We start from the raw sequence: 23,295 nt of genomic DNA on the forward strand, positions 1-23,295 counted from the left end.
CCCGCTACGCACCCCGAAACCGGAAGAGCCTTTAAAGGATCTATTGAAAGCGTCTATTAGGCGTTGGTGAGGTCCTCTGCGAGGGGAAATTCGACAACTAGGCCTTGGCAGACCACACGTGCGTTAGGGTTGCCATCCCAGGTGGGGTTGAAACCAACAGCGCGCAGCGCTTCGACGAGTTGCTCGCCAACGCTTGCTGGCGTGCTGAGCTCGTCATCGGTTTTCATGGTGCCGAAACCGAAGAAAAGTTCTCCGGTGTGAATCAGCCTGTCGATATCCTGCATATGGCAGTAAACATATCCTGCGGCATCGTCTTCTTCCGCTTGTTCGGCTCCGCACTCAGCGCCGTCGGAGGCGTCCCACCCCTCGTCAAAGCTGAAAGCTAGGTTGTGCTGTCGCAGTTCATCCCGAAGGGCGTCGAGGCGCTGTGCATCAGCAGACTTTTCTGTAACTTTTTGAGCGTAATCGGCGGCAACTTCGTCGATGATGGCGTCGAAATCTTCTGGGAACGGGTCCTGGCGGGTGCTCTCCCAATCAGAGGGATCGTCGAGAAGCTCGAAGAAGTCGTTGTGAATGTCCCGGCGTGAGTGGCCGTGGCACAGATGCAGCGAGATGTCGTTGCGCAGAGTACCGGAGACTAAGAGATCCTCGGAGGGTGGGAAGGAACTGGAGAACATGGCGTGTGAGGTAGTCATGCTTGTGGATGGTAAATGTGTGATACTGCGCGTGACTGAAAGCAGGGAGGGCACCCCGCCAGGTAGCGGAAGTGCCCTCGAGATGCGTGGTGTGACTAGACGTGGAGCGGATCCACTCCGGCCTCGGTGAGCATCGGGATGTTGTGTACCTCAGGCGGAACGCCGAAGGCATCCACGAGTACGACGGACCATGGTGCGAGCGAATCGACGAGGTCGTTGATAGCAGCGCGGGCGGCCTTCATGCGGCCGGCCGGAATCAGGTTGTGCTCCTGGTACCAGCCCGCGTGCTGAACCAAGGTGTCGAAGACAAAGAGGTGGCGCAGCTGCTCGAAGACCTGGCGTGTCAGCGAACCTTCCTCCAGACGCTCCTCTGCCTCAATCATGGCTTGGACCAACAAGGTATCCACACGGGCCCAGCCGGCGGCGATGAGGTGATCCTGGCACTGGTCCACGATGGCAGCAGCCTGCACCTTATCGGCCTTGCGGGCTGGCTGGATGCGGCGCACGAGGGAGAAGAGGATGGACTGGGCACGGTCGTCGATCAGCTTGGCCTGGTAGGTGGCGTCGAAAAGCGAAGCCTCAGAAGGATTCACGCGGTCCACCAGGCTTTGCAGGCGGGTGGTGAACCCGTAGCGGCGGCGAACCACGTCGGTGGCGGTGGAGGCCGCGTATTTTACGGTGTCCCACGGGCTCATGTCATTCATCGCCCGGCCATAGGCGGTGAGCAGGTTCTTGCCCACCATCTGGATGAGCACGGTGTTATCGCCCTCGAAGGTGGCGAAGACATCGGAGTCGGCACGGTAGGTAGTCAGGCGGTTCTCCGACATGTAGCCAGCACCGCCACAAGCTTCGCGGCATTCCTGGATGGTGCGGGTGGCGTGCTGGGTCTGCGCGGATTTGATGGCCGCAGCCAGGGATTCCATCTCGCGGGAGGCGAACTTCTGCTCTTCGGTCGGTTCCGTCACAGACCAGGTGCCGGCCTCATGCTGATCGTTTTGCTCCTGGTAGCGCTCCAGAATCTGGTTGTAGAGCAGGTGCAGCGCGTAAGTACGGGCCAGCGGAATGAGCAGGCGGCGACGGTGCTGACGGTGCTCGATGAGGCGCTTTTCCGCGCCGGTGGCTCCTTCGAACTGGCGGCGGCGGTTGGCGTAGCGGATGGCGATGTCCAGGGAGGCCTCGGTGGCCGCGCCCGCTGCGCCGGATACGCCGATGCGGCCGCGGATAAGCGTGCCCAGCATGGTGAAGAAGCGGGCATTCTTGGACTCGATCGGGGAGGAGTACTTACCCTTCTCATCGACATCGGCGAAGCGGTTGAGCAGGTTCTCGCGTGGCACGCGGACGTTGTCGAAGCGCAGGGTGCCATTATCGACACCCACCAAACCACCCTTGTGGCCATGATCGCCCAGGGTGACGCCTGGTAGCTCGTTGCCTTCTTCATCGCGGATAGGGACGATGATGGCGTGGACGCCATGGGAGCGGCCATCGCTGTCCGGGGTAATGAGCTGGGTGAAGACGACGGCCGCACGGCCATCCTTGGCGGCGTTGCCGATGTAGTTCTTCACCGCGGAATCGGAGGGGGTGTTGATGATGAACTCATCGGTCTCCGGGTCGAAGGTTGCGGTGGTCTCTAGGGATTGTACGTCGGAGCCGTGGCCGCGCTCGGTCATGGCGAAACAGCCCGGAAGCTCCAGGCTGGCGGCCTTGTTGATCCAGTCGAGGTGGCGCTCGGTGCCCAGCTGATCTAGCGCGCCACCCCACAGGCCCCACTGCACACCGGACTTGATGGCCAGCGAGCCATCAACCCAAGCTAGGCCCTCGAGGGTGAAGGTGGAGAGATTCGGTTTGCCGGCGCCGCCGTGTGCGCTGCGCAGGCCGTGGCTGAATCCGCCGAAATCGCGAACCTTGGAGAGGTTCTCAAAGGTGTGCTGGCGCTGCTCCGCCATGGACAGGTGGGGCTTTGGGAAGAGCTCCGGGTCATTGAGGAAGGTGCGCAGTTCCTGGCGGAAGGCGGCATGGGGGCCGTCGAGAAGCGCGGCAAGTTCGGTGGCAACGGAAGGCTTGGGGGTGGTGGGCAGGCGGTGCGGGCTGCGGGCCTCCGCCTTGGGTGCATCGGTGGTGGCTTGGTTGTTGAGCTCTGGGGAGACGGGTTTCTTGTCTGAAGAAGACTTGGTGAGTGCCATGATGGGGGTCCTTTCTGAGAGGGCGGTGCTTAACGCTCGACGATGGCTGCGACACCCTGGCCGCCGGCGGCGCAGATGGAAATGAGGGCGCGTCCGCCGCCGTTTTCCTCAAGAATCTTGGCCGTGGTGGCGAGGATGCGGGTGCCGGTAGCGGCGAAGGGGTGACCGGCTGCTAGAGAAGAGCCCTTGACATTGAGCTTGGCGCGGTCGATGGGGCCGAGTGCAGACTGCAGGCCGAGGCGCTCGCGACAGTAGGTCTCGTCCTCCCATGCAGACAGGGTGGCGAGTACCTGGGAGGCGAAGGCCTCGTGGATCTCGTAGAAATCGAAATCCTGCAGGCTTAGGTTGTTGCGCTCGAGCAGGCGCGGGACCGCGTAAGTGGGGGCCATGAGAAGGCCGTCTGGGCCGTGGACAAAGTCGACGGCCGCGGTCTCGGAGTCCACCAGGAAGGCGCGGGGTTCGATGTTGTGTTCGGCAGCCCACTCTTCAGAGCTGAGGAGGGCCACGGAGGCGCCGTCGGTCAGCGGCGTGGAGTTGCCTGCGGTCATGGTGGCCTGCGTGCCGTGCTGCTCGGCATCGCGTTTACCAAAGACTGGCTTCAGCTTGGCTAGGGACTCCAGGGAGGAGTCCGGGCGCAGGTTGGTATCGCGATTGACGCCGAGGAAGCCGGTGGTGAGGTCATTGAAGAAGCCCTCCTCCCAGGCCTTGTGGAGGTTCTGGTGGGAGGCGAGTGCCAGCTCGTCCTGGGCTTCGCGGCTGACGTTCATCTCGCGGGCGGTGATGGCGGCGTGGTCACCCATGGAGAGCCCAGTGCGGGGTTCGCCATTCTGCGGCTGCTCCGGAGCCAGCTGCGATGGGCGGATGGAGCCGACGAGCTGTGCGCGCTGTGCGGCGGTCTTGGCACGGGTGAGGTTGAGCAGTGTGCGTCGCAGCGTGTCATTGACAGCCAGCGGGGCGTCTGAGGTGGTGTCCGTTCCTCCTGCGATGCCGGCGGAGATGCGTCCTTGGGCGATGGCATCGCCGACGTGGATGGCTGCCGCAAGGGAAGTGCAGCAGGCCTGCTGCATATCGATAGCTGGCGTCGTGGAATCGAGGGCGGAGCCGAGTACGGATTCGCGGGTGAGGTTGAAATCGCGGGAGTGCTTGAGAACTGCGCCGGCTGCCACGAGGCCTAGGCGTTCATCGTGCAACCCGTAGCGTGCCACGAGGCCATCCAGCGCACTGGTAAGCATGTCCTGGTTGGACGCATGAGCGTACTGCTTATTGGAGCGAGCAAAGGGAATGCGGTTGCCACCCAGGATGGCTACGCGGTGCGGGGGGTTGGTCATTGAAAACTCCTTCGCGAGTGGTCTTGTGCGAATCGTCCCAGTGGGAGGGGGTAGCAACCCGACTGTTTATTTCGCGTCACAACTAAAGTGATATTGTTAGTTCTATCACTTAATTAACTAACCTTGCAACCGCTCGATCAAGGCTTGCAAGGTTGTGAAGAACCGAGAAAGGAACAGGCCAGTCTATGCCGCACGTCACATTTGCTGAGAAGCTCATCAACTCACCGCTCGCCGCCAAAGCAGGAGTACCGCAGGGGTACCCCCTGCGCCGCCACAAGGTAGGGGAACCGGCGCTCGATGGTCCCATTGTCATCGGCGGTCAGGGGCGCATCGCAGACTTCTTGCGCTCCCAGCTAGCCGTGGACTACCAGGTCATCAACTCTTCGGCAGAGGCGAAGCGCGCTGCCCTCGTCTTCGACGCCACTGGTCTAGACACCCCTGAACAGCTGCGTGAGCTTTATGACTTCTTCAACCCCCAGATGCGCAACCTCCTGCCATGCGCGCGCTTGGTAGTTGTCGGTACCACCCCGGAGGCGGCAGATACCATCGACGCCCGCATTAGCGCACGCGCCCTCGAAGGCTTTACCCGTTCTTTGGCCAAGGAGATGCGCAAGGGCGGCACTGTGAACCTGGTGTGGGTAGACCCCGCGGCCACCTCAGAGGTGGAGTCCACGGTCCGCTTCTTTCTTTCCGGAAAGTCGGCTTTCGTGGATGGGCAGGTTGTGCGCGTCAGCGCCCAGGGACAGGTTCCTTCCGGACATAGCAGTGGGACACAGAACTGGGAGCAGCCACTCGATGGGCGGCTTGCAGTGGTGACCGGTGCCGCCCGCGGTATCGGCGCCACCATCGCGGAAGTGCTGGCGCGCGACGGTGCCAGCGTTATCTGTATCGACGTCCCACAGGCCAGCGAGCACCTGGCAAAGACCGCGAACAAGGTCAAAGGCACCGCGCTGCCTCTCGACGTCACTGACCCTCAGGCCGCGGACAAGATTGCCCAGCACGCCCAGGAGCGCCATGGCCGAGCTATTGACGTCATCGTTCACAACGCCGGCATTACCCGTGACAAGCTTATGGCCAATATGAATGAAGGCCAGTGGGATGCTGTCCTGGCCGTTAACCTTCTGGCGCCGGTGCGTATCACCGAAAACCTTCTGGAGTCTGGATCCCTCGCACCGGGTGCGGCCGTGGTCGGTGTGTCCTCCATGGCCGGCATCTCCGGTAACCGCGGCCAAACGAACTACGCCACCACCAAGGCCGGCATTATCGGGCTGGTCGACGCCCTGCGTCCCGTCCTCGCCGAGAATGGTTCCACCATCAATGCCGTGGCGCCGGGCTTCATTGAGACCGCCATGACCGCCGCGATGCCGACCGGCCCGCGCGAGATCGGCCGCCGTTTGAACTCACTGCAGCAGGGCGGCTTGCCTGTTGACGTCGCCGAGACCGTCGCTTTCTTCGCCTCGCCGGCCTCCGCGGCGGTAAGCGGCAACACCGTCCGCGTCTGCGGCCAGAACCTCATGGGAGCCTAAATGAACGTCACCACACTCAACGAGATTCCAGATCTTCCTGCGCTCTACCGCAGCCTGATGGTAGGTGCAGTGCCTATCCCCGGGCTGGGGGCAGGCAAGCGCAAGGTCGACGACCCACAGACTGCTTACCGGGTCGCGGGAGTGCGCGTAGACACCGAGCACCTCGCGCGCTACTGCCAAGCCACGGGCCTGCGTCTGGGCAACGAGCTGCCCGCTACTTATCTCTACGCGCTGGCCTTCCCCCTCGCCATCAAGGTGATGGCCGCCCAGGACTTTCCTTTCCCCGCTGTGGGCGTGGTGCACCTGTCCAACCGCATTGAACAGATCCGCCCGCTGCGCGTCGACGAGAGCTGCGACATCACCGTGCATGCGGAAAACTTGCGACCACACCGCAAGGGGCTGGTCATTGATATGGTGACCACCTACAGCGTGGAGGGGGAGGAGATCTGGCGCCAGACATCGGTCTTTCTAGGCCAAGGCGCGAAATTCACCAAGGACACCCCGCGGCAAGTGAAAACGCGCCCGGAGGCCGAGCGTTTCCTCGACTTCCCCGGCGATGAGGTGGGAACCCCCACGGCAACGCTGCGCTTTAGTGCCGAGAGCACTCGCGTCTATGCGGCGGCATCTGGCGATAAGAACCCCATTCACGTTTCCGCTGTGGGCGCCAAGCTCTTCGGCTTCCCCGCGCCCATCGCGCATGGCATGTACACGCACGCCCGTATGCTGTCGGTGCTCGACGGCACCCTTCCGGGTGCTGTTCGCATCAGCGCGGATTTCTACAAGCCCGTCATTCTTCCAGCGAGCACGGGAGTGTTTGTGGCTCCGAGCGTCGCCACAAACAGTGAGATCGGAGCCCGCACCGTTGCGTTGCGTAAGGCCAAGGACCCAAGCTCCCTCCACGTGGCGTGCCGGGTTGAGCCAGTGGACTAGCCCCTCGGCACTAGCGCCAAGCAGCTGTGGGGTGGTGGGGGAGCCTCGGGCTAATCTACGTGCTGGTGCTGTGGTGCCACCACCAGCGGCTTCGGGGAGTACTTGCCACGCAGGCCACGAAGAATGCCGGCGTGCTCCCAGAGGCGCTTATCCTCTTCGGTGCGTGGAGTGAACTGGCGGGCAGCTAGCGGCTGCCAGTCGGCGTCCATCGCCATGTAGGAGACGGTGGCGTGGATGGCGGTTTCCAGTTGCTCGCGGCCACCGCGCGGGTTGCCTGAGCGCACGTGGACCGACATCTGCATCGATCGGGTATCCGTGCGCATCATGCGGGCATCCACTTCGATGAGGTCTCCAATGTGAATGGGCCGGTAGAAGCGGATGCCGCCGGCATAGACCGCGACGGTGTGCTCACCCGACCACTCCATGGTGCAGGCAGCGCCGGCCTCATCAATCCATTCCATGGCCGTTCCACCGTGGACGTTGCCGCCCCAATTGACATCGGTGGGCTTAGCCAAGAAGCGGTTGACCATTCGGGGTGCATCGGAAGGGCCATCATAAGTCTGCTTTTCCATTTCCGCTTCGATGGCCTGGCGCAGCTCGATGCGGGATTCTGCAGCCTCCCACACACGCTGGTGCTCAGTGGTGTCCGGAATCAGCGGCGGAACAGCCACCGACTTTCCGGTCTCGGTATCTTTGGCCACGAAGATGACGAGGCAGTCGCAGGCGCGGGTAAAAATGCCATCGCGAGGGTCAGCGGAGAGCACCTCGTTGACGATGTGCATGGAGGATCGCCCAGTCATCGCGATTCGTGAGCGCACCTCCACCAAGTGGCCCGAAGGGATTGGGCGAGTGAAGTGAATATGGCCCACGTAGGCTGTCACGCAGTAGGTGCCCGACCACTGGACCGCGCACGCATAGGCGGCCTTATCGATCCACTCCAGAACGCGGCCGCCGCCGATGCCTTGGGCGCCGGCGATAGTGAGATCTGTCGGGGCGGCCATAAACCGCAGCGTGATGGAGGGAGACTTGCCGGTTGGGACAGGCTTCTTTTCTTCCGAGGAGCTTGGTGGCATGGTTGGTGACATGGATAACAAAGTATCAGGGAGCGTGCTGACCGTATGAAAAAGGCTGTTGATGCCGCCACCACCCGCGCTGCTGTCGAAGCGGTGGAGGAGTGGATCCGTGACCCTGAAGGGGTGGAAAAACCAGGTCGCCCGGCCCTTGCGAAAGCCACTCGGACCACAGCTCGCCTGTTGGAGGCGGACGCGCCGGGTCACTCCGTGGAACTGCGGGTCCCCCCATTCGTGGCAGTGCAGTGTATCGCCGGGCCTCGGCACACCCGGGGTACTCCTCCGAATGTGGTGGAGACGGATCCCCAGACGTGGTTGCAGCTGGCCACGGGCGTCCTGGACTGGGAGCAGGCGCTTCACGACGGCCGCGTGGACGCCTCCGGCTCCCGTTCTCACGAGATCGCTGGCTGCCTGCCCGTGATTCCGTTAGTTTTCACTGGCCGGAACGGCTAGGATTAGCGCCGTGGTAGCTGAACACGTCCAGAGCATGACTAAGCCCCTGTCTACGGATCCCAGCCTGGATCCGGAGCCCCGCGAAGAATGCGGAGTCTTTGGTGTTTGGGCACCAGGAGAAGAGGTTTCCAAGTTAACCTACTTCGGACTTTTCGCCCTCCAGCACCGCGGTCAAGAGGCCGCCGGCATCGCGGTCGGGGATGATGACCGCATTGTTGTCTTCAAAGACATGGGCCTAGTCTCCAATGTCTTCGATGAATCCATCCTCACCTCACTGCACGGAAACGTGGCCGTCGGCCACACGCGTTATTCCACTGCGGGTGGCAAGGAATGGTCGAATGTACAGCCGATGTTTGGGACGTCGCCCAGCGGCGTCGACATCGCGCTTGGTCACAACGGAAACTTGGTGAACTACCAGGAGCTGCGCACCAAGGCTGTGGAACGCGGGCTCATCAAACCGCAGGAAGAGTCCGTTTCGGACTCCATGTGTCTGTCTATCTTGTTGGCTGATGGCGTGAGCGAAGACAGTAGCGTGTTCGATTCCGCTTTGCAGCTCTTGCCCACCGTGAAAGGAGCGTACTGCCTGACCTTTACGGACGGGCACACCCTCTACGCCGCCCGCGACCCGCATGGCGTGCGCCCGCTTGCCCTCGGTCGGCTCAACACGGGCTGGGTGGTAGCCAGTGAGACCTGTGCGCTCGATATCGTCGGCGCGCAATTTATTCGGGAGATCGAACCGGGCGAACTCGTTGCTATCGATGAGACGGGCATTCGCTCCGAGCGCTTTGCAGAAACTAAGCGCCACGGCTGCGTCTTCGAATATGTCTACCTGGCGCGGCCGGATACCAATATCAAGGGCCGTTCGGTCAACGCTACGCGCGTGGAAATTGGGCGTCGCCTAGCGCGCCAGTACCCAGCACCCGATGCGGACATGGTGATCCCCGTTCCTGAGTCCGGCAACCCGGCCGCCGTGGGATATGCCCGCGAATCCGGGCTGACCTTTGCGCATGGCTTGGTGAAGAACTCCTATGTGGGGCGCACCTTCATCCAGCCCACACAGTCCCAGCGGCAGATGGGCATTCGCCTCAAGCTCAATCCGCTGCGGGAGGTCATCGAAGGCAAGTCCATCGTGGTGGTGGATGATTCGATCGTGCGTGGTAACACGCAGCGCGCACTAATCCGGATGCTACGGGAAGCCGGCGCTGCCGAAGTTCACGTGCGCATTGCCTCCCCGCCGGTGAAGTGGCCATGCTTCTACGGCATCGACTTTGCCTCGCCAGGCGAGCTTATTGCCAATGCCAACCCCTCCGATGATCCGGAAGAAGTAGCACAGACCATCTGCACCGCGATCGGTGCGGATTCGCTGGGCTTCGTCTCCACCGATGAGATGGTGGCGGCTACCCAACAGCCACGCAACGAACTGTGCTGCGCATGCTTCGATGGGAAGTACCCACTCGGACTGCCCGCCGGAAACCCGAATGCTGAGGCCGTGCGCACCCTGCAGGGCTCGACGACAAACTAAGGAATAAGGACTAAGTCATTCATGAGCGAGAACACGTATGCTGCCGCCGGCGTCAACATTGAGGAAGGCGACCGCGCAGTAGAGCTAATTACCCCCCACGCCAAGCGTGCCACCCGCCCCGAGGTGATGGGTGGGCTCGGCGGATTCGCCGGCCTGTTCAAGCTGGGGGACTACAAGGAGCCGGTCCTCGCAGCTGGCTCTGATGGCGTGGGTACCAAGCTGGCCGTGGCCCAGGCCATGGATAAGCACGACACCATCGGCATCGACCTCGTCGCCATGTGCGTGGATGACCTCGTCGTGTGCGGAGCCGAGCCGCTTTTCCTGCAGGACTACATCGCGGTGGGCGAGGTTGTTCCGGAAAAGGTAGCGGAGATTGTGAAGGGCATTGCTGAGGGCTGCGTCCAGGCTGGTGCTGCCCTCCTCGGCGGTGAGACCGCGGAGCACCCAGGCGTCATGGGCAAGGATGAATACGACGTCTCCGCCACCGCCGTTGGCGTGGTGGAGGCCGATGAGCTCCTCGGCCCAGACAAGGTACGTGACGGCGACGTCCTGATCGCTATGAAGTCCTCTGGTTTGCACTCCAACGGCTACTCCTTGGCGCGCTACGTCCTCCTGGAGCAGGCCGGTTTGCCGCTTGACGGCTATATGGAAGACCTGGGCCGTACTCTCGGTGAGGAACTACTGGAGCCTACCCGTATCTACGCCAAGGACTGCCTGGCCCTGGTCTCTGAGTGCGCGGTGTCCACCTTCTGCCACGTCACCGGCGGTGGCCTCGCTGGCAACCTGGAGCGCGTCATCCCGGAGGGCCTGACCGCTGAGGTGAGCCGCTCGACGTGGACTCCGGGCCAGATCTTCAAGACCATTTCCTCGGTGGGCAAGGTGGCGCTCGAAGAGATGGAGAAGACCTTCAACATGGGCGTCGGCATGATCGCCGTCGTTGCGCCGGAGGATCGCGAGCGCGCACTGGCCATGATGACTGCCCGCCACGTTGAAGCATGGGAGCTGGGCACCGTCCGCGTTGCCGAAGAAGGCGAGCCGCGCGTTCTGATGACGGGCGAGCACCCAGGGTTCTAGGTCCTAGGAAAGGAACCTGGGAAAGGAACAGGGCCGGCAGTTTCCTCCTCTTATTGAGGGAAGCCTTGCCGGCCCTTCGCTTACGTGCTGTGCACGGTGGGGAAGTGATCCAAGCGCTTAGCGCGCGTCGGAATCATCCTCATCCCACTCGTCCGAGTTCCAGCGATCCGCATAGTCTTCGTAATCCGCGTACTCCGAGTACGGGTCCTCGTCCTCATCGCGGGAGCGCTTGGAGTTCTGTGAGGCGAGTTCACGCTGGAGCGAATCCAGGTCCATCTCGGGCGAATTGTACTTCAGCTGGCGTGCAACTTTGGTCTGCTTTGCCTTTGCGCGTCCGCGTCCCATGTGCATGACCCCCTTGAGGTGTGTAGGGCGGTCCAGGGATTCTTGGCCGCCCCATCGTCTTAGTCAGATATGTGTATGTTCCTGTAAGACACCATAGCCTGTGTGACGAAAAAATTCCGAACTACCCCCCAGCGTCGCGTCGAAAAGGGCTCTAGCCCGCGGAGAAGAGGCGAATGTGTAATTCGCCACTACTTTCCGCGTAGGCGGTCCACAGCGGCGCGCCCGGCCTTGGGGCCCTCATCGGTGGGGATGGACTCTGGTTCAACCGAAGCTGCCACAGAGCCAATGTTCAGATCCCCGTTGTTGAGAGCGCTGCGCTTAATCAGACCAAGTGCGATGGGGCCATAATCGCAGTCCTCCACCACGGTGCCGAGCCGGCCAACGCGCCGTCCCCCGAGCGTAATGTCGGCGCCGCTATCGGGGCGCTCTGGAGCGGACCCGTCGAGGTAAAGCATCACCAGCAAACGGGGAGAGCGGCCGAGGTTCTCTACGCGCGCTACTGTCTCCTGTCCGCGGTAGCAACCTTTTTCTAGATGAACGAATGCGGGCACATCGTCGTTGCGCCGGATCCATTGTGGAACCTCATGGGCGATGGTTTTCTCATCGAGGTCAGCAGCCCGTTCGGGCTCACGTGCGCGCACTCGCTCTGCGGTATATGCCATGAGACCCGCTAAGCTTCCGCCCTGCTTCTCCAGCTCTGTTACGGCAGCATCGAGCCGCTGGCGCGGCACGAGGAAATCCTGGCGTGGACAGCCCGGCCACTGCACAGAACGCTCGACCAAGGCCGCCGAGGGCTGCTGCAGCGACTGCCCCAGAACCGTGATGACCGCCGCGTCTGCTTCCTCCACGGTGACCTGGGACCAGAACACCATGGCGGTAAGGAAATCTCGCAAAGACTCGAACTGTGCTGTGGGCACGTCGAGGTAAAAGGTGTCCCCGTCGAAGGACAGATCCATGTGGTGTAGGACGTGGCCCTGAATGTTGAGGTCAAGAGCGCCTGCGGAAAAGCCGCTGTCTACATCGTCGAGCTTCTGGCTCAGCAGGTTATGCAGGAAGGCACGGGCATCGGGGCCAGACACCGCGATGACGCGGCGATGGGAGCGGTCGATGATGGCGGAACCTGTCTCTACCGCGCGCTGCTCCACAAGGGGGTTTCCATAGTGCCAGGGGACCCCGGAGACATCGACAAGCGTGCTGCCCTGGAACTCAGTAGCTCCGGGCCGGGAAAGAAGTGGCGAAGAGTAACTCACGCCCTCCGATGGTAGGGCATAATCGGGTCTATGAGCCTTCAGCGCAGGAAAGAGCCGGTCATCTACGTTGTGGAACCGTTTGGAGGGTCGGTGCGGCGTCATATGCCGAACCTTCCGTTGGTCTATTGGGATGATGCCGCGGTGACGCGCGGCGACGGGATCTTCGAGTCCCTCCTCGTCCGTAATGGCAAGGCCGCTAATTTTCACCGCCACGCGGAGCGCTTCCGGCATTCCGCCCGCGCGCTCGATCTGCCGGAGCCGCCGATGCACAAGTGGCAAGAAGCCACTGAGCTGGCCATCGCGGACTTCTATGGCCCCGCCGGCGCGGATGGAGAGGAGGGCTCGTCGCTAGAAGCCAAGTGCACGTGGACTTATACCCGGGGCCGCGCCTCCACCGGTGTGCCCACGGCCTGGGTGGTGGTTCAGGAGGTTTCAGACGCGGTTGTGGCACAGCGCGCTACCGGCGTCAAGGTGATGAGCACCCCGCGCCTGTGGCAAGTAGCGGAGGAGCTACCTGCGAAAACGCTGAATTATGCGGCCACAATGGCTACGCTGCGCCTGGCACGCGAGCGTGGGTTTGATGATGTGATCTTTACTGATCCCGATACGGGACTGGTGCTGGAAGGCGCCACCTCTACCGTGGTGGCGGTCAAGGGGGCGAAGCTGCGCACGCCTGCGGGTAAGGGTATTTTGCCCGGCACGACGCAAGCGGCGCTCTTCGAATACGCCTCCGATCAGGGCTATCGCTGCAAGGCGAAGGAGCTTGACCTGCGCTACCTCGAGGAAGCCGACTCGGTGTGGCTTGTGTCTTCAGTGCGCACGGCGGTGCGCGTGACGCGCCTCGATGGCAAGAAGCTCAAGGCGCCGGCGAACGCGGAGGAAATACGCGCGCTGATCGACGCCGCCCTGGCGCGCTAGACTCCCTCGTACTGCGAGCTAGCGTTAGCTAGCTCAGCTAGCTCGCCTGCTGATTAGCCTGCCACGCGGGTGAGCTCGGCGGACATGAAGGGGCGCATTTCGCCGTCGACAAGCCGCTCATCTACCCAGCCCAGGTTGTTGTTCGGCATGAGGCCATACATACGCTTGCCGGGGCCGAGGTTGGTAGGCCCAGTTTCCGTGACCATGGTGGACGCAGATTCCAGCTGCCAGGCGCGCTCGTTGAACAGCGAGCCGTAGAAGATCTCGTTGATGCCATTGGAGGAGGTGTAGGTCATCTCAATCTCGTCCTTGAGGGAGATGCGCCAGAATCCGGACTCGCGGACATCTGGGCCCACCGGTTTGCCCTCGGAATCGATCTTCCAGGTGCGGGAGGTGTAGGTCAGGTAGTTCTCACCGTCGTGGGCGATGATGAGCTGCTGGCCAAAGGCGTACTGTTCGCCGTCGGTGCTGTGAGCCTGGCCTTCGCCCTGCCAGACACCGACGAGGGGGAGAAGCCCCAGGAGGCCATCGTGCAGTGACGGGCCTTGGCGTAGGTTCGCCGTCTCATCCGGCAGGGGGTTATCAGCCACATCAACGGTAGGAATGTTGCGGGAGGCAGCATCCTTCCACGCTTCAGCAGCTTGGTTAACGGCTGCGTTGCCGTCGATCTTGGTGTTCTCCGGGTGGGTATTTTCCGTCTGGTTTTCACTATTAGTCTGTTCGCTCATGCTGCCCCAGCGTAGTCGTGGTGGCATCACGGTAACCACTAGGCTCCAGTAGTCTTGGGAGTCATGCGCGTTTTGCTGATCTCAAACCCGAACTCCACGAGTCAGAATTCGGCCCTTTTCCGTGAGGTTCTGCCCGTTATTCGGGACGTGGAGGGGCTGCAGCTGCTGGCCCGCTTCACGCACTACCCGGGGCACGCGCAGGATATGGTGCGCGGCATGACGCGGGAAGACTTCGATGTCATCTTGGTCTTCGGCGGCGATGGCACGGTGAATGAGGTTGTAAACGGGCTGCTGGGTCCTGCAGATTCCGCAGAGCGCCCCAGCCCCCAGGAGATTCCAGCACTCGCAGTGATCCCCACTGGTTCTGCCAATGTCTTCGTTCGCGCCCTTGGTTTCCCTAATACCCCGGTCGAGGCAGCGCACGTGTTGGCTCGGATGCTGGAGCGCAATACGCGTCGCACCGTCTCCTTAGGTGTGTGGAATGACAGATGGTTCGCGGTCAATGCTGGTTTCGGGTTGGACGCCGACGTGCTGGCTCGCGTGGACCGTGCTCGGGAGTTGGGCTTTGCAGCTACCCCGTTGCGCTATTTGGCCGTGACCTTTCAGGCTTATCAGCGCGCCCGCATCCGCCCACCGCGCATTAGCGTGCGTGCGCGCTCGAGTTCGGGAGAAACCTTCGCGGCTGATGACGTACCCGTCATGTTCACCTCCAACACCAACCCGTGGACTTTCCTCGGCCCACTGCCCGTGGTGACCAATCCGCGCAACTCCTTCGACCAAGGACTTGGCCTATTCGGGGTGTCAGACCTTGGCGGTATTGATGGTCTCGTCGGTGTGCTCCACCTCTTCGGCGTGGACCACCGCCACTGGCTGAATAAAGTTACGGATGCCCGTACGCTGCACTTCGAGGATGCCGTCGAGGTGGATCTGGTGTGCCCGAAACCGCACCGTTTTCAGGCGGATGGGGAGTCGGAGGGCACTTTCACAGAAGTGCACCTGGAATCGGAAGCGGACGCATTGGAGGTATTCGCTCCCATCGACCCGACCCCGCCCACGCACCGCAGCATCCGCAGGATCCTGCGGGACCTCATTCGAATCAACTAGTTCTGGCGCCAGCTCGGCGGAGTCGTTGGTGCGCTACCCACTTGGTTGGCCGTGTCTTGTGCCTTCTGCGCTGCATCCTCGACGGCCTTTTCTTCTGAGCCGTCGATCTCCAGCGGTGAGAGCTGCGCGGTCTTCAACGTGATGTTGCGGCGCTGCACCTCGAAGGTGATGGAGCCGCCGTGCAGTTTTACGGATGTGGCCTGTGAAGGCAGGGGGAGCTGGCGGGTATCCAAGACCAAACCGAAAGCCTTCTTGAGGCGTTCATCATCGGTTCCGTAGACGCTCATACGAAATTCCGGGCCCACGAGGCGCAGCGTTACCGTCGCGGTGGACTTGGTGTTGTCTCCTGGTAGCGTGCCGGTGAGCTCAGCTTCGGCCGAGGGGCCGCCGGTGGGAGACATGTCATCGGGATTGGCAATGGACAGATCGGTAATGCCCAGCATGCGGCCTAAGGCCACACCGTCGAGGCTGATGCTGCGCGTGTAAGTCGACACCGGTGAGCCTTCCAGCTCGCCGCTGAAGAGCTGTTCGGGGCGGATCGTGATGTCGCGCAGAGTAGTCGAGGCATTGACCATCCCGAGCTTGGGAACCTCCACGTCAGAAGATTTAACCTCCAAGTAGGGGATCTCCTTGGTGAGCGCGCCCAGGGTGAAGGGGACGCCGCCGATATACACGTTCGGTGTGTTTTCCAGCTGGGAGCTGGCCTTCGCCTGCTGGGCCACGGTGTGTTCCGCATGCATCGCCACTGCTGAATCCGCCAGCCATGCGGTCAGGACCACTCCCGCGACGGCGGCAAGACGTACGAGGTTGCGGCTGAGGTAGATGACGGTCACCCCTCTATTACTACCGCACGTAGGGTGGGAAGCATGAATATAGAGACTAATACTGTGCCGCAGAATCTAGATCTCGCGCAGCGCGTGGAGGAACTTGCTGCAGCGGCCGAAACACACGATGGTGTTGCGCCTTTCTCAGAACAGTTTCTTATCGGGCTGCGGGATGACCGCCTGGGCCACCGCCATCTGCTCTCTATCGAGGGCGACGAGGTGCTCGGTGTGGCTGCCCTCGACGGGCAGACAGTGGAGCTCTTTGTCGGTGTGGAACACCGTGGGCGAGGGGTAGGGCAGGCGCTTGTCGACGCCCTCCCGGCATCCCCCCAGATCTGGGCGCATGGCAACCTCCCGGCCGCCCAGGCGCTGGCGAAACGTAATGAGATGGACGTCGTGAGGCGCCTGCTCGTCATGGCTATTGAGGGCCAGGACCTACGCGCAGCGGAGGAAGCGTCCGCAGCGGTCGACGGCCTAGAGATTCACACGTACACCGAGTCGGTGGAGCGCTTCGGACGTGAACATGTCGAGGCGGAATGGGTTCGCACCAACAACGAGTCTTTTTCCTGGCATCCGGAGCAAGGGGGCTGGGACCTGGAGCGTCTGCATCGCGGGATGGAAGCCGAATGGTTTGATCCCGCCGACGTGCTATTCCTGTGGGATTCGCACGGTGGTGCGCACAGTGCCCCAGCAATGGCCGGTTTCCACTGGCTGAAATGGCATGCCGAGGGCACCCCAGCCTTTGGTGAGGTCTATGTTGTGGGGCTGGGTGAGGACTACCGCGGGCGTGGGCTCGGTGGGCCACTGCTCACTGCGGGGCTGCAGCGCATGGTGGAAAAAGGCGCGGACAAGGTCATTTTATATGTCGAGGCGGACAACGATCCTGCAGTAAAGGCCTATGAGCGTTTGGGTTTCACCATTGCAGAGGAACACTGCGTCTGGGCGAAAAGTGACTAGCCTCACCGCCTTGTGGTACAAGTTCACCGATTGTTCATCTCTTGATCCCTGTGGGGTTAACCCACCAGATATAGCTTTACTTCCCGTGAGTTAATCGTGCCCGCCTTAAGAGGACGGCGGAGGGCGATTTACTCGGACAATCATTCTCTTGTATCCGCACCGGAAAGGTTTCCCGTGATCCGCAACTTCAAGCGCACTGCCGCTATCTTCGGCATCGTCGCCGCCACCTCCACCGCTCTCGTCGCTTGCTCCGAGTCCAACGACTCCGGCTCCGCTGAAGGCGGCTCCGAGGGCTCTGACGTCTCCGGCGAGCTCGTCGGTGACGGCGCGTCCTCCCAGCAGAATGCAATGTCTTACTTCCAGACCGCATTCTCTGAGGATCATCCGAACGCTTCCCTGTCCTACAACGCTTCCGGCTCCGGCGCTGGCGTTGAGGCCTTCACCAACGGCCAGGCCGACTTCGCTGGTTCCGACTCCGCTCTGAAGGAAGACGAAGGCGAGGTTGAGGCTGCTGCTGAGCGCTGTGGCGGCAACGAGGCATGGCACCTGCCGACCACCATCGGTCCGGTAGCTATCGCTTACAACCTCGAGGGTACCGAGATCAACCTCTCCACCGAGACCCTGGCCAAGATCTTCAAGGGTGACATCACCAAGTGGAACGACGAGGCAATCGCCGCTGACAACGAAGGCACCGACCTGCCGGACGAGGACATCACCGTCATCTTCCGCTCTGATGAGTCCGGTACCTCCGCCAACTTCCAGAAGTTCCTGAAGGCCGCTACCGGCGACTGGGACACCGAGGGCAAGCAGTTCCCGGATGCAGTTGGTGAGGGCGCCAACGGCTCCGCTGGTGTTGCTGACCAGGTTGCCAACATCAAGGGTGCTATCACCTACGTTGAGTCCGGTTTCGCTGACCAGAAGGAAGCAGACGGCGTTCAGAAGGCAAAGATCGACTTCGGCCACGGCCCGGTTGAGCTGAACACCGAGTCCGTCAACGTTGCTCTGGAGAACCTGGAGTTCAAGGAGACCGAGTCCGAGCACAACATGGTTGTTGACTCCGACGCTCTGTTCGCGTCTGACGACGAGGGCGCATACCCGCTCATCCTGACCACCTACAACATTGTTTGCTCCGCTGGTTACGATGAGGAGACCTCCGCTCTGGTTAAGGCCTTCTTCACCACCGTCCTGGATCACCAAGATGACCAGCTTGCTTCTCAGGGCTTCATCCCGGTTGAGGGTGCACACCTGGACAAGCTGAAAGCTGCTGTTGACGCTCTGCAGTAAGCGCTAGAGCTCAATAAAGCTAAATACTCTTCGCCCCCACTGCCGCACTCGAATCGCGCTTTGGGGGCGCAGGTATGTAACGACAAACTCCATTCTTAACGCTGAAAAGGATTAGAACGTCTCATGGCAGACAATAATCTCACCACGGCGCCCGAGCAGACGGAGCTTTCCGTCTCCGCTGCTGAGCGGCCTTCTACCGGCGGATCCGAAGAACTTACCAAGGCTAACTCCAGCAGCGGAGTTAAGCGCCCGGGTGACCGAGTCTTCGAATTCCTTTCTTCTGCTTCGGCCACGTTGATCACCGTCATGATTGCTGCCATTGCGGGCTTCTTGCTGTGGCGTGCCGTGCCAGCTCTGGGCGTCAACGACGGTGGCATCATGGGGTTCTTCACCTACGGTGGCCGTTGGGAGACTGGCGATACTTCCGCGATGAAGTTCGGTATCCCGACCATGTTCGGCACTACGGTTCTTATCTCCGTCTTCGCCCTGCTGCTGGCTATGCCGGTTGCACTGGCGATTGCCATCTTCCTGTCTAACTACGCGCCGGCACGTCTGGTCAAGCCGCTGGGCTTCCTCGTGGACATGCTCGCTGCAGTCCCGTCCATTGTTTATGGTCTATGGGGATGGCAGGTCCTCGGTCCAGCTCTCTCCGGTTTCTACTCGTGGCTGGAGTCCTGGGCTGGTGGGTTCTTCCTTTTCACCGTCTTTGATAACTCGCCGTCGTTTGCTACCGGCCGTAACCTCTTCACCGGTGGCATCGTGCTGGCCGTGATGATTCTTCCGATTATCGCCGCTACGGCACGTGAGGTCTTCGTCCAAACTCCTCCTGGTCAGATTGAGTCTGCCTTGGCGCTGGGCGCAACCCGCTGGGAAGTTATCCGCATGACGGTGCTCCCCTTCGGTATGTCCGGCTACATCGCCGGCTCCATGCTCGGTCTTGGACGTGCACTGGGTGAGACCATGGCTCTGTACATGGTTGTCTCCCCGCTCGTGGACTTCCGCTTCTCGCTCTTCGACGGCGGTACGACCTTCGCCATGGCCATCGCCTTGGCATCCGCAGAGTTCGGTAATGAGATGCGCGCAGGTGCCTACATCGCCGCCGGCCTCATGCTGTTCTTGCTGACCTTCGTGGTCAACGCCATTGCCCGCACCATCGTGAAGAAGAAGTAGGGAGGAGGACACAATGACTACTACTACTACAAACGCCAAGCCTGCCTCCGCAGGCGCTACCTTCCTTGATATTTCGGCTTCCCGAAAGGCCACCAACACCATTGCCACCGTCGTGGTATGGGTGGCCATGATTATCGCCATGATCCCTCTGGTTTGGGTTCTGTGGGAACTCTTTGCCCGCGGCAGCGGCATCATCTTCAGCGCCGATTGGTGGACCACGTCCCAGCGCGGTGTCATGAACAGCGTTGCGGGCGGCGGTGCTGCTCACGCCATCGTTGGTACCTTCGTCCAAACCGTCCTAGCCTCCATCATCTCCATCCCGATCGGTATCTTTACCGCTATCTACTTGGTGGAGTATTCCAAGGGCGGCTGGCTCGCCCGTACCACCACCTTCATGGTGGACATCCTGTCCGGTGTGCCGTCCATCGTTGCCGCGCTGTTTATCTTCGCTATGTGGATCACGCTCTTCGGCTTTGGCCGCTCCGGCTTCGCCGTGGCGCTTTCCTTGGTGCTGCTGATGATTCCGATCGTGGTTCGCAACACCGAAGAGATGCTCCGTGTTGTCCCGATGGACTTGCGTGAGGCCTCCTATGCACTGGGCGTTCCGAAGTGGAAGACCATTGCTCGCATCGTCCTGCCGACCGCCCTGTCCGGCATCGTTACCGGTATCATGCTCGCGGTTGCGCGTGTGATGGGTGAGTCTTCTCCGGTGCTGGTCCTTGTTGGTTCCTCCTCCATCATCAACTGGGACGCGTTCAAGGGCTCGCAGTCCTCGCTACCGCTGATGATGCTGGATATGTACAAGGCCGGCGCACAACCGGCTGTCCTGGATAAGCTCTGGGGTGCAGCGCTGACGCTGGTTATCCTTATCGCTGTCCTTAACATCGCGGCCCGTGTCATCTCCGCGAAGTTCTCGGTCAAGAAATAGATCGCCGTAACACTCGATTCCGCCATACATTCTTAAGAGGAGAAACTCCTAATGTCTAAGCTTGAGCTCAATGACGTGAACATTTACTACGGCGACTTCCACGCCGTGCAGAACGTCAACATGCAAATTCCGGCGAAGGCCGTGACCGCCTTTATCGGCCCTTCCGGCTGCGGTAAGTCCACCGTTCTGCGCACCTTGAACCGTATGCACGAGGTCATCCCCGGCGCCTATGTCAAGGGCGAGGTCCTCTTGGACGGCCAAGATATTTACGGCGCCAAGGTTGACCCGGTATCCGTTCGCAACACCATCGGCATGGTTTTCCAGAAGGCTAACCCGTTCCCCACGATGTCTATCGAGGACAACGTTGTTGCCGGCCTGAAGCTCTCCGGCGAGAAGAACAAGAAGAAACTGAAGGAAGTTGCCGAAAAGTCTCTGCGCGGCGCCAACCTCTGGGATGAGGTTAAGGACCGCCTGGATAAGCCGGGCGGCGGCCTGTCCGGTGGACAGCAGCAGCGTCTGTGCATCGCCCGTGCGATTGCCGTGGAACCGGAGGTCCTCCTCATGGACGAGCCGTGCTCGGCACTTGACCCGATTTCTACCCTGGCTGTTGAGGACCTCATCCACGAGCTGAAGGAAAACTTCACCATCGTTATCGTCACCCACAACATGCAGCAGGCAGCCCGTGTGTCCGATAAGACCGGTTTCTTCTCTCTAGAAGCCACCGGAAAGCCGGGCCACCTCGTCGAGTTTGATGACACCACCAAGATCTTCGAGAACCCCTCCAAGAAGGACACCGAGGATTACATCTCCGGCCGCTTTGGCTAAACACCGATAGCGCCATAGTGCCGAAAGCCGGCGCCCTCTCTCGACTGTTTAAGGTCTAGGAGTGGGCACCGGCTTTTGTGTTTTCAGGATGAGCTAGGTGTTACTAGCGGTGGATCGGCAGCTATTTCGAGCATGAGCCTCATCTAGTGATGGAACTGGCGCTCCAGCTCTGCCATGCGGGCCTCTAGCTCGGCTTCGCGTTGCTCCTGATCACGCTTGCGCATATAGCGGTCCGGGTCCAGGCCCGTTGCAAGATAAATAATGCGACCGGCAGCGGCGGCACAATGATCGGCGAAACGCTCGTAGTAACGCGATAGCTGCGAGGTTTCCACGGCCTGGCGCACTGTTCCTTTCCATTCCCGCTGGGTCAGCATGCGCAGCAGGTGATGGTTGATGTCATCGACGGCATCATCATCTTCGGTCAACCGAAGGGCTAGCTCCGGATCGCGGGTGATGAGGATGTCCTTGAGCCCCGCGGACATATCGAGAACGAGGCGCGCATATTCCTCGAAGTAGCCCATGATGTCTGCTGGTACCACTGGCTCGGGGTGGCGGCGGCGGGCACTCGTTGCAATGTGCTGGGACAGGCGGCCCATGCGATAAAAGTCTTCAACAATATAGATGGAAGAGATGACCTGGCGGAGATCCTTGGCCATCGGATTTTCCAAGGCTAGCAGGGAGACCGCGCGGTCTTCGCACCGCGAGCGCACCTCATCCAGTTCATCGCGCAGTGACACAGCCTCCTCAGCCGGTTGCAGGGAGGCCTTGATTAACGCCTGGGAGGCGAGGGCCATCAGCTTATGGACGGTCGTGCTCATGATGATGAGATCATGAGAAAAATTATCCAACTGTTCACGGTAAGCAGCGCGCATGCCACGTACTTTAGCTGAACTATTGGTCTAGTGCCTGTCGAACAACAAGTTTGAATAATCGCGGTTAGCCGCCGGAGTGCATAATCTCCGCGCCTTCCGGCACAGTGGCATCCTCCGGATCATCGAGCCAACCCTCGGGAAGGACTACCTTGGCGGGTGAGCCCTGGCGGCCGCGGGCACCATCGGCGTCGTCGGCAAGCGCAGGCGAGTCGGCCCACGGCGCCAGCAGTTCGCGCAGATCCTCCAAGGAATTGACGCGAGAAAGGCCCGCACGTACCTGGCCGCCCACGGGAAAACCACGCAGGTACCAGCCAATGTGCTTGCGAATATCGCGGCTGGCTTGAGCCTCGCCCTCATGCTGGGCTAGAAGCTCTGCGTGGCGGAGCATGATGCGCGTGACTTCGCCTAGCGTGGGCTCTTCCGGTACTGGTTCACCCCGCAGGTGGGCGGAGAGTTCCGCAAAAAGCCACGGGCGGCCCAAACAGCCGCGGCCCACCACGACGCCGTCACATCCAGTTTGCTCCATCATGTCGTGCGCATCGGTTGCCTTGAAGATATCGCCGTTGCCCAAGACTGGGATGCCTGTGTCTGCCAAGTGCTCCTTCAAGCGGGCGATTTCGCCCCAGTCGGCGTGACCGGAGTAGCGCTGGGCGGCAGTGCGCCCGTGCAAAGCAACTGCTGCGGCTCCTTCCGCCACAGCGATACGCCCGGCATCGAGGTGTGTCTTGTGCTCTTCATCAATGCCGACGCGCATCTTCACCGTGACTGGAATATCCGTGCCCTCAGTCGCCTTGACTGCGGCGGAGACGATGTTGCCAAACAGGCGGCGCTTATAAGGAAGGGCAGAACCCCCGCCGCGGCGCGTGACCTTGGGGACCGGGCAGCCAAAGTTCATATCGATGTGGTCCGCCAAGTTCTCATCCACGATCATCTTGGCAGCCTTGTAGGTGTACTCCGGATCGACGGTGTACAGCTGCAGCGAGCGGGGCTGTTCTTGGGGAGCGAAGGTGGTCATGTGCAGGGTCTTGGGGTTGCGCTCGACCAAGGCGCGAGCGGTGACCATTTCGCACACGTAGAGCCCGGAGACAGTCCCGGTCTTTTCAATCTCTTGCTCACGGCACAGCACGCGAAAAGCCACGTTGGTCACGCCAGCCATGGGGGCGAGGACAACGGGGGAGTTGAGCTGGATTTTTCCGATTGCAAGAGTCACTCCGCCAATTGTGCGCGGAAAGAGCCTGGGGTGGCAAATTCTGATGAGGAAAGTGAGGTGTGCACACGGTTTGGGGCAGAGTGCGGTAAATTCGCCACTGAT

At 61.2% G+C, this 23,295-nt stretch carries 22 protein-coding genes; 12 read left to right on the plus strand and 10 right to left on the minus strand.

All coding sequences use genetic code 11. From position 1 onward, the window contains the following. Window positions 1–56 precede the first annotated feature (56 nt). The 3 genes from HMPREF2943_RS00555 to HMPREF2943_RS00565 form a co-directional block, all read right to left on the minus strand. Window positions 57–695 (minus strand): DUF6891 domain-containing protein, encoded by a 639-nt coding sequence (locus tag HMPREF2943_RS00555; protein ID WP_070710526.1) that lies wholly within the window; start codon window positions 693–695, stop codon window positions 57–59. Window positions 696–790: 95 nt separating this feature from the next. Beyond that, window positions 791–2,875, minus strand: a complete 2,085-nt coding sequence (locus tag HMPREF2943_RS00560; protein ID WP_070710527.1) for an acyl-CoA dehydrogenase family protein — start codon at window positions 2,873–2,875, stop codon at window positions 791–793. A 29-nt stretch (window positions 2,876–2,904) separates the two neighbouring features. Next, window positions 2,905–4,203, minus strand: a complete 1,299-nt coding sequence (locus HMPREF2943_RS00565) for an acetyl-CoA C-acetyltransferase (protein ID WP_070710528.1) — start codon at window positions 4,201–4,203, stop codon at window positions 2,905–2,907. Window positions 4,204–4,388: 185 nt separating this feature from the next. On the opposite strand from HMPREF2943_RS00565, the gene HMPREF2943_RS00570 reads away from it, so the two are divergent. Continuing rightward, window positions 4,389–5,729, plus strand: coding sequence for a 3-oxoacyl-ACP reductase (locus HMPREF2943_RS00570; RefSeq protein ID WP_070443906.1), 1,341 nt, complete (start codon window positions 4,389–4,391; stop codon window positions 5,727–5,729). After that, window positions 5,730–6,659 carry a MaoC/PaaZ C-terminal domain-containing protein gene (locus tag HMPREF2943_RS00575; RefSeq protein WP_070645641.1) on the plus strand — a complete coding sequence of 310 codons (930 nt, stop codon included), beginning with the start codon at window positions 5,730–5,732 and terminating at the stop codon, window positions 6,657–6,659. A gap of 50 nt (window positions 6,660–6,709) precedes the next feature. On the opposite strand, the gene HMPREF2943_RS00580 is transcribed toward HMPREF2943_RS00575, so the two are convergent. Next, a complete protein-coding gene (locus tag HMPREF2943_RS00580) occupies window positions 6,710–7,744 on the minus strand; it encodes an acyl-CoA thioesterase (RefSeq protein WP_070443900.1) in 1,035 nt (344 codons plus the stop codon). Between the two features lie 33 nt (window positions 7,745–7,777). Here HMPREF2943_RS00580 and HMPREF2943_RS00585 point away from each other — a divergent pair, with 33 nt between their 5' ends. From HMPREF2943_RS00585 to purM, 3 genes are read left to right on the plus strand one after another with little or no spacing between them, the layout of a single operon-like run. Then, the gene (locus HMPREF2943_RS00585; RefSeq protein ID WP_070443897.1) at window positions 7,778–8,182 is read left to right on the plus strand and encodes a sterol carrier family protein; all 405 of its coding nucleotides are present in this window, start codon (window positions 7,778–7,780) and stop codon (window positions 8,180–8,182) included. 34 nt (window positions 8,183–8,216) lie between these two features. Further along, window positions 8,217–9,704: an amidophosphoribosyltransferase gene (purF, locus tag HMPREF2943_RS00590; protein ID WP_201829149.1), complete on the plus strand. Its 1,488-nt coding sequence runs from the start codon at window positions 8,217–8,219 to the stop codon at window positions 9,702–9,704. Between the two features lie 21 nt (window positions 9,705–9,725). Continuing rightward, window positions 9,726–10,778, plus strand: a complete 1,053-nt coding sequence (gene purM, locus HMPREF2943_RS00595) for a phosphoribosylformylglycinamidine cyclo-ligase (RefSeq protein WP_010188991.1) — start codon at window positions 9,726–9,728, stop codon at window positions 10,776–10,778. A 117-nt stretch (window positions 10,779–10,895) separates the two neighbouring features. Here purM and HMPREF2943_RS00600 read toward each other — a convergent pair whose 3' ends face one another. Further along, the gene (locus tag HMPREF2943_RS00600; protein WP_201829151.1) at window positions 10,896–11,123 is read right to left on the minus strand and encodes a DUF3073 domain-containing protein; all 228 of its coding nucleotides are present in this window, start codon (window positions 11,121–11,123) and stop codon (window positions 10,896–10,898) included. A gap of 188 nt (window positions 11,124–11,311) precedes the next feature. After that, the gene (locus tag HMPREF2943_RS00605) at window positions 11,312–12,373 is read right to left on the minus strand and encodes a CAF17-like 4Fe-4S cluster assembly/insertion protein YgfZ (protein WP_070645645.1); all 1,062 of its coding nucleotides are present in this window, start codon (window positions 12,371–12,373) and stop codon (window positions 11,312–11,314) included. 30 nt (window positions 12,374–12,403) lie between these two features. Here HMPREF2943_RS00605 and HMPREF2943_RS00610 point away from each other — a divergent pair, with 30 nt between their 5' ends. Further along, window positions 12,404–13,291, plus strand: coding sequence for an aminodeoxychorismate lyase (locus tag HMPREF2943_RS00610; RefSeq protein WP_070443885.1), 888 nt, complete (start codon window positions 12,404–12,406; stop codon window positions 13,289–13,291). A gap of 53 nt (window positions 13,292–13,344) precedes the next feature. Here the strand turns inward: HMPREF2943_RS00610 and HMPREF2943_RS00615 are convergent, their stop codons facing one another. After that, window positions 13,345–14,019 (minus strand): heme-binding beta-barrel domain-containing protein, encoded by a 675-nt coding sequence (locus tag HMPREF2943_RS00615; protein ID WP_010189008.1) that lies wholly within the window; start codon window positions 14,017–14,019, stop codon window positions 13,345–13,347. A 63-nt stretch (window positions 14,020–14,082) separates the two neighbouring features. Here HMPREF2943_RS00615 and HMPREF2943_RS00620 point away from each other — a divergent pair, with 63 nt between their 5' ends. Continuing rightward, the gene (locus tag HMPREF2943_RS00620) at window positions 14,083–15,123 is read left to right on the plus strand and encodes a diacylglycerol/lipid kinase family protein (RefSeq protein WP_070710529.1); all 1,041 of its coding nucleotides are present in this window, start codon (window positions 14,083–14,085) and stop codon (window positions 15,121–15,123) included. Here HMPREF2943_RS00620 and HMPREF2943_RS00625 read toward each other — a convergent pair. Further along, a complete protein-coding gene (locus tag HMPREF2943_RS00625; RefSeq protein ID WP_070710530.1) occupies window positions 15,120–15,956 on the minus strand; it encodes an LmeA family phospholipid-binding protein in 837 nt (278 codons plus the stop codon). The genes HMPREF2943_RS00620 and HMPREF2943_RS00625 overlap by 4 nt on opposite strands. 33 nt (window positions 15,957–15,989) lie before the next feature. Between HMPREF2943_RS00625 and mshD the strand changes: the two genes are divergently transcribed. From mshD to pstB, 5 genes are all read left to right on the plus strand, one after another. Beyond that, window positions 15,990–16,904, plus strand: a complete 915-nt coding sequence (gene mshD, locus HMPREF2943_RS00630) for a mycothiol synthase (protein ID WP_070710531.1) — start codon at window positions 15,990–15,992, stop codon at window positions 16,902–16,904. A 174-nt stretch (window positions 16,905–17,078) separates the two neighbouring features. Then, complete coding sequence (pstS, locus tag HMPREF2943_RS00635) at window positions 17,079–18,188, plus strand: phosphate ABC transporter substrate-binding protein PstS (RefSeq protein ID WP_070710532.1); 1,110 nt, start codon at window positions 17,079–17,081, stop codon at window positions 18,186–18,188. Between the two features lie 123 nt (window positions 18,189–18,311). Beyond that, window positions 18,312–19,358, plus strand: a complete 1,047-nt coding sequence (pstC, locus tag HMPREF2943_RS00640; RefSeq protein ID WP_070443867.1) for a phosphate ABC transporter permease subunit PstC — start codon at window positions 18,312–18,314, stop codon at window positions 19,356–19,358. A gap of 13 nt (window positions 19,359–19,371) precedes the next feature. Then, on the plus strand, window positions 19,372–20,286 hold the full coding sequence (gene pstA / locus HMPREF2943_RS00645; protein ID WP_070710533.1) for a phosphate ABC transporter permease PstA: 915 nt from the start codon (window positions 19,372–19,374) through the stop codon (window positions 20,284–20,286). 51 nt (window positions 20,287–20,337) lie between these two features. Then, on the plus strand, window positions 20,338–21,111 hold the full coding sequence (gene pstB / locus HMPREF2943_RS00650) for a phosphate ABC transporter ATP-binding protein PstB (protein WP_070443861.1): 774 nt from the start codon (window positions 20,338–20,340) through the stop codon (window positions 21,109–21,111). 143 nt (window positions 21,112–21,254) lie between these two features. Here the strand turns inward: pstB and phoU are convergent, their stop codons facing one another. Together phoU and dusB are read right to left on the minus strand one after the other, a co-directional pair. After that, a complete protein-coding gene (phoU, locus tag HMPREF2943_RS00655; protein ID WP_070443858.1) occupies window positions 21,255–21,983 on the minus strand; it encodes a phosphate signaling complex protein PhoU in 729 nt (242 codons plus the stop codon). A gap of 64 nt (window positions 21,984–22,047) precedes the next feature. After that, a complete protein-coding gene (dusB, locus tag HMPREF2943_RS00660; RefSeq protein ID WP_070443854.1) occupies window positions 22,048–23,193 on the minus strand; it encodes a tRNA dihydrouridine synthase DusB in 1,146 nt (381 codons plus the stop codon). Window positions 23,194–23,295: the final 102 nt, after the last annotated feature.

Source organism: Corynebacterium sp. HMSC072D12 (genome assembly GCF_001813925.1).
Taxonomy (GTDB): domain Bacteria; phylum Actinomycetota; class Actinomycetes; order Mycobacteriales; family Mycobacteriaceae; genus Corynebacterium; species Corynebacterium aurimucosum.

Coding starts and splice junctions, on each gene's coding strand:
- HMPREF2943_RS00555 (WP_070710526.1), bottom strand. CDS start 695: ATGACTACCTCACACGCCATGTTCTCCAGTTCCTTCCCACCCTCCGAG.
- HMPREF2943_RS00560 (WP_070710527.1), bottom strand. CDS start 2,875: ATGGCACTCACCAAGTCTTCTTCAGACAAGAAACCCGTCTCCCCAGAG.
- HMPREF2943_RS00565 (WP_070710528.1), bottom strand. CDS start 4,203: ATGACCAACCCCCCGCACCGCGTAGCCATCCTGGGTGGCAACCGCATT.
- HMPREF2943_RS00570 (WP_070443906.1), top strand. CDS start 4,389: ATGCCGCACGTCACATTTGCTGAGAAGCTCATCAACTCACCGCTCGCC.
- HMPREF2943_RS00575 (WP_070645641.1), top strand. CDS start 5,730: ATGAACGTCACCACACTCAACGAGATTCCAGATCTTCCTGCGCTCTAC.
- HMPREF2943_RS00580 (WP_070443900.1), bottom strand. CDS start 7,744: ATGTCACCAACCATGCCACCAAGCTCCTCGGAAGAAAAGAAGCCTGTC.
- HMPREF2943_RS00585 (WP_070443897.1), top strand. CDS start 7,778: ATGAAAAAGGCTGTTGATGCCGCCACCACCCGCGCTGCTGTCGAAGCG.
- purF (WP_201829149.1), top strand. CDS start 8,217: ATGACTAAGCCCCTGTCTACGGATCCCAGCCTGGATCCGGAGCCCCGC.
- purM (WP_010188991.1), top strand. CDS start 9,726: ATGAGCGAGAACACGTATGCTGCCGCCGGCGTCAACATTGAGGAAGGC.
- HMPREF2943_RS00600 (WP_201829151.1), bottom strand. CDS start 11,123: ATGGGACGCGGACGCGCAAAGGCAAAGCAGACCAAAGTTGCACGCCAG.
- HMPREF2943_RS00610 (WP_070443885.1), top strand. CDS start 12,404: ATGAGCCTTCAGCGCAGGAAAGAGCCGGTCATCTACGTTGTGGAACCG.
- HMPREF2943_RS00615 (WP_010189008.1), bottom strand. CDS start 14,019: ATGAGCGAACAGACTAATAGTGAAAACCAGACGGAAAATACCCACCCG.
- HMPREF2943_RS00620 (WP_070710529.1), top strand. CDS start 14,083: ATGCGCGTTTTGCTGATCTCAAACCCGAACTCCACGAGTCAGAATTCG.
- mshD (WP_070710531.1), top strand. CDS start 15,990: ATGAATATAGAGACTAATACTGTGCCGCAGAATCTAGATCTCGCGCAG.
- pstC (WP_070443867.1), top strand. CDS start 18,312: ATGGCAGACAATAATCTCACCACGGCGCCCGAGCAGACGGAGCTTTCC.
- pstA (WP_070710533.1), top strand. CDS start 19,372: ATGACTACTACTACTACAAACGCCAAGCCTGCCTCCGCAGGCGCTACC.
- pstB (WP_070443861.1), top strand. CDS start 20,338: ATGTCTAAGCTTGAGCTCAATGACGTGAACATTTACTACGGCGACTTC.
- phoU (WP_070443858.1), bottom strand. CDS start 21,983: ATGCGCGCTGCTTACCGTGAACAGTTGGATAATTTTTCTCATGATCTC.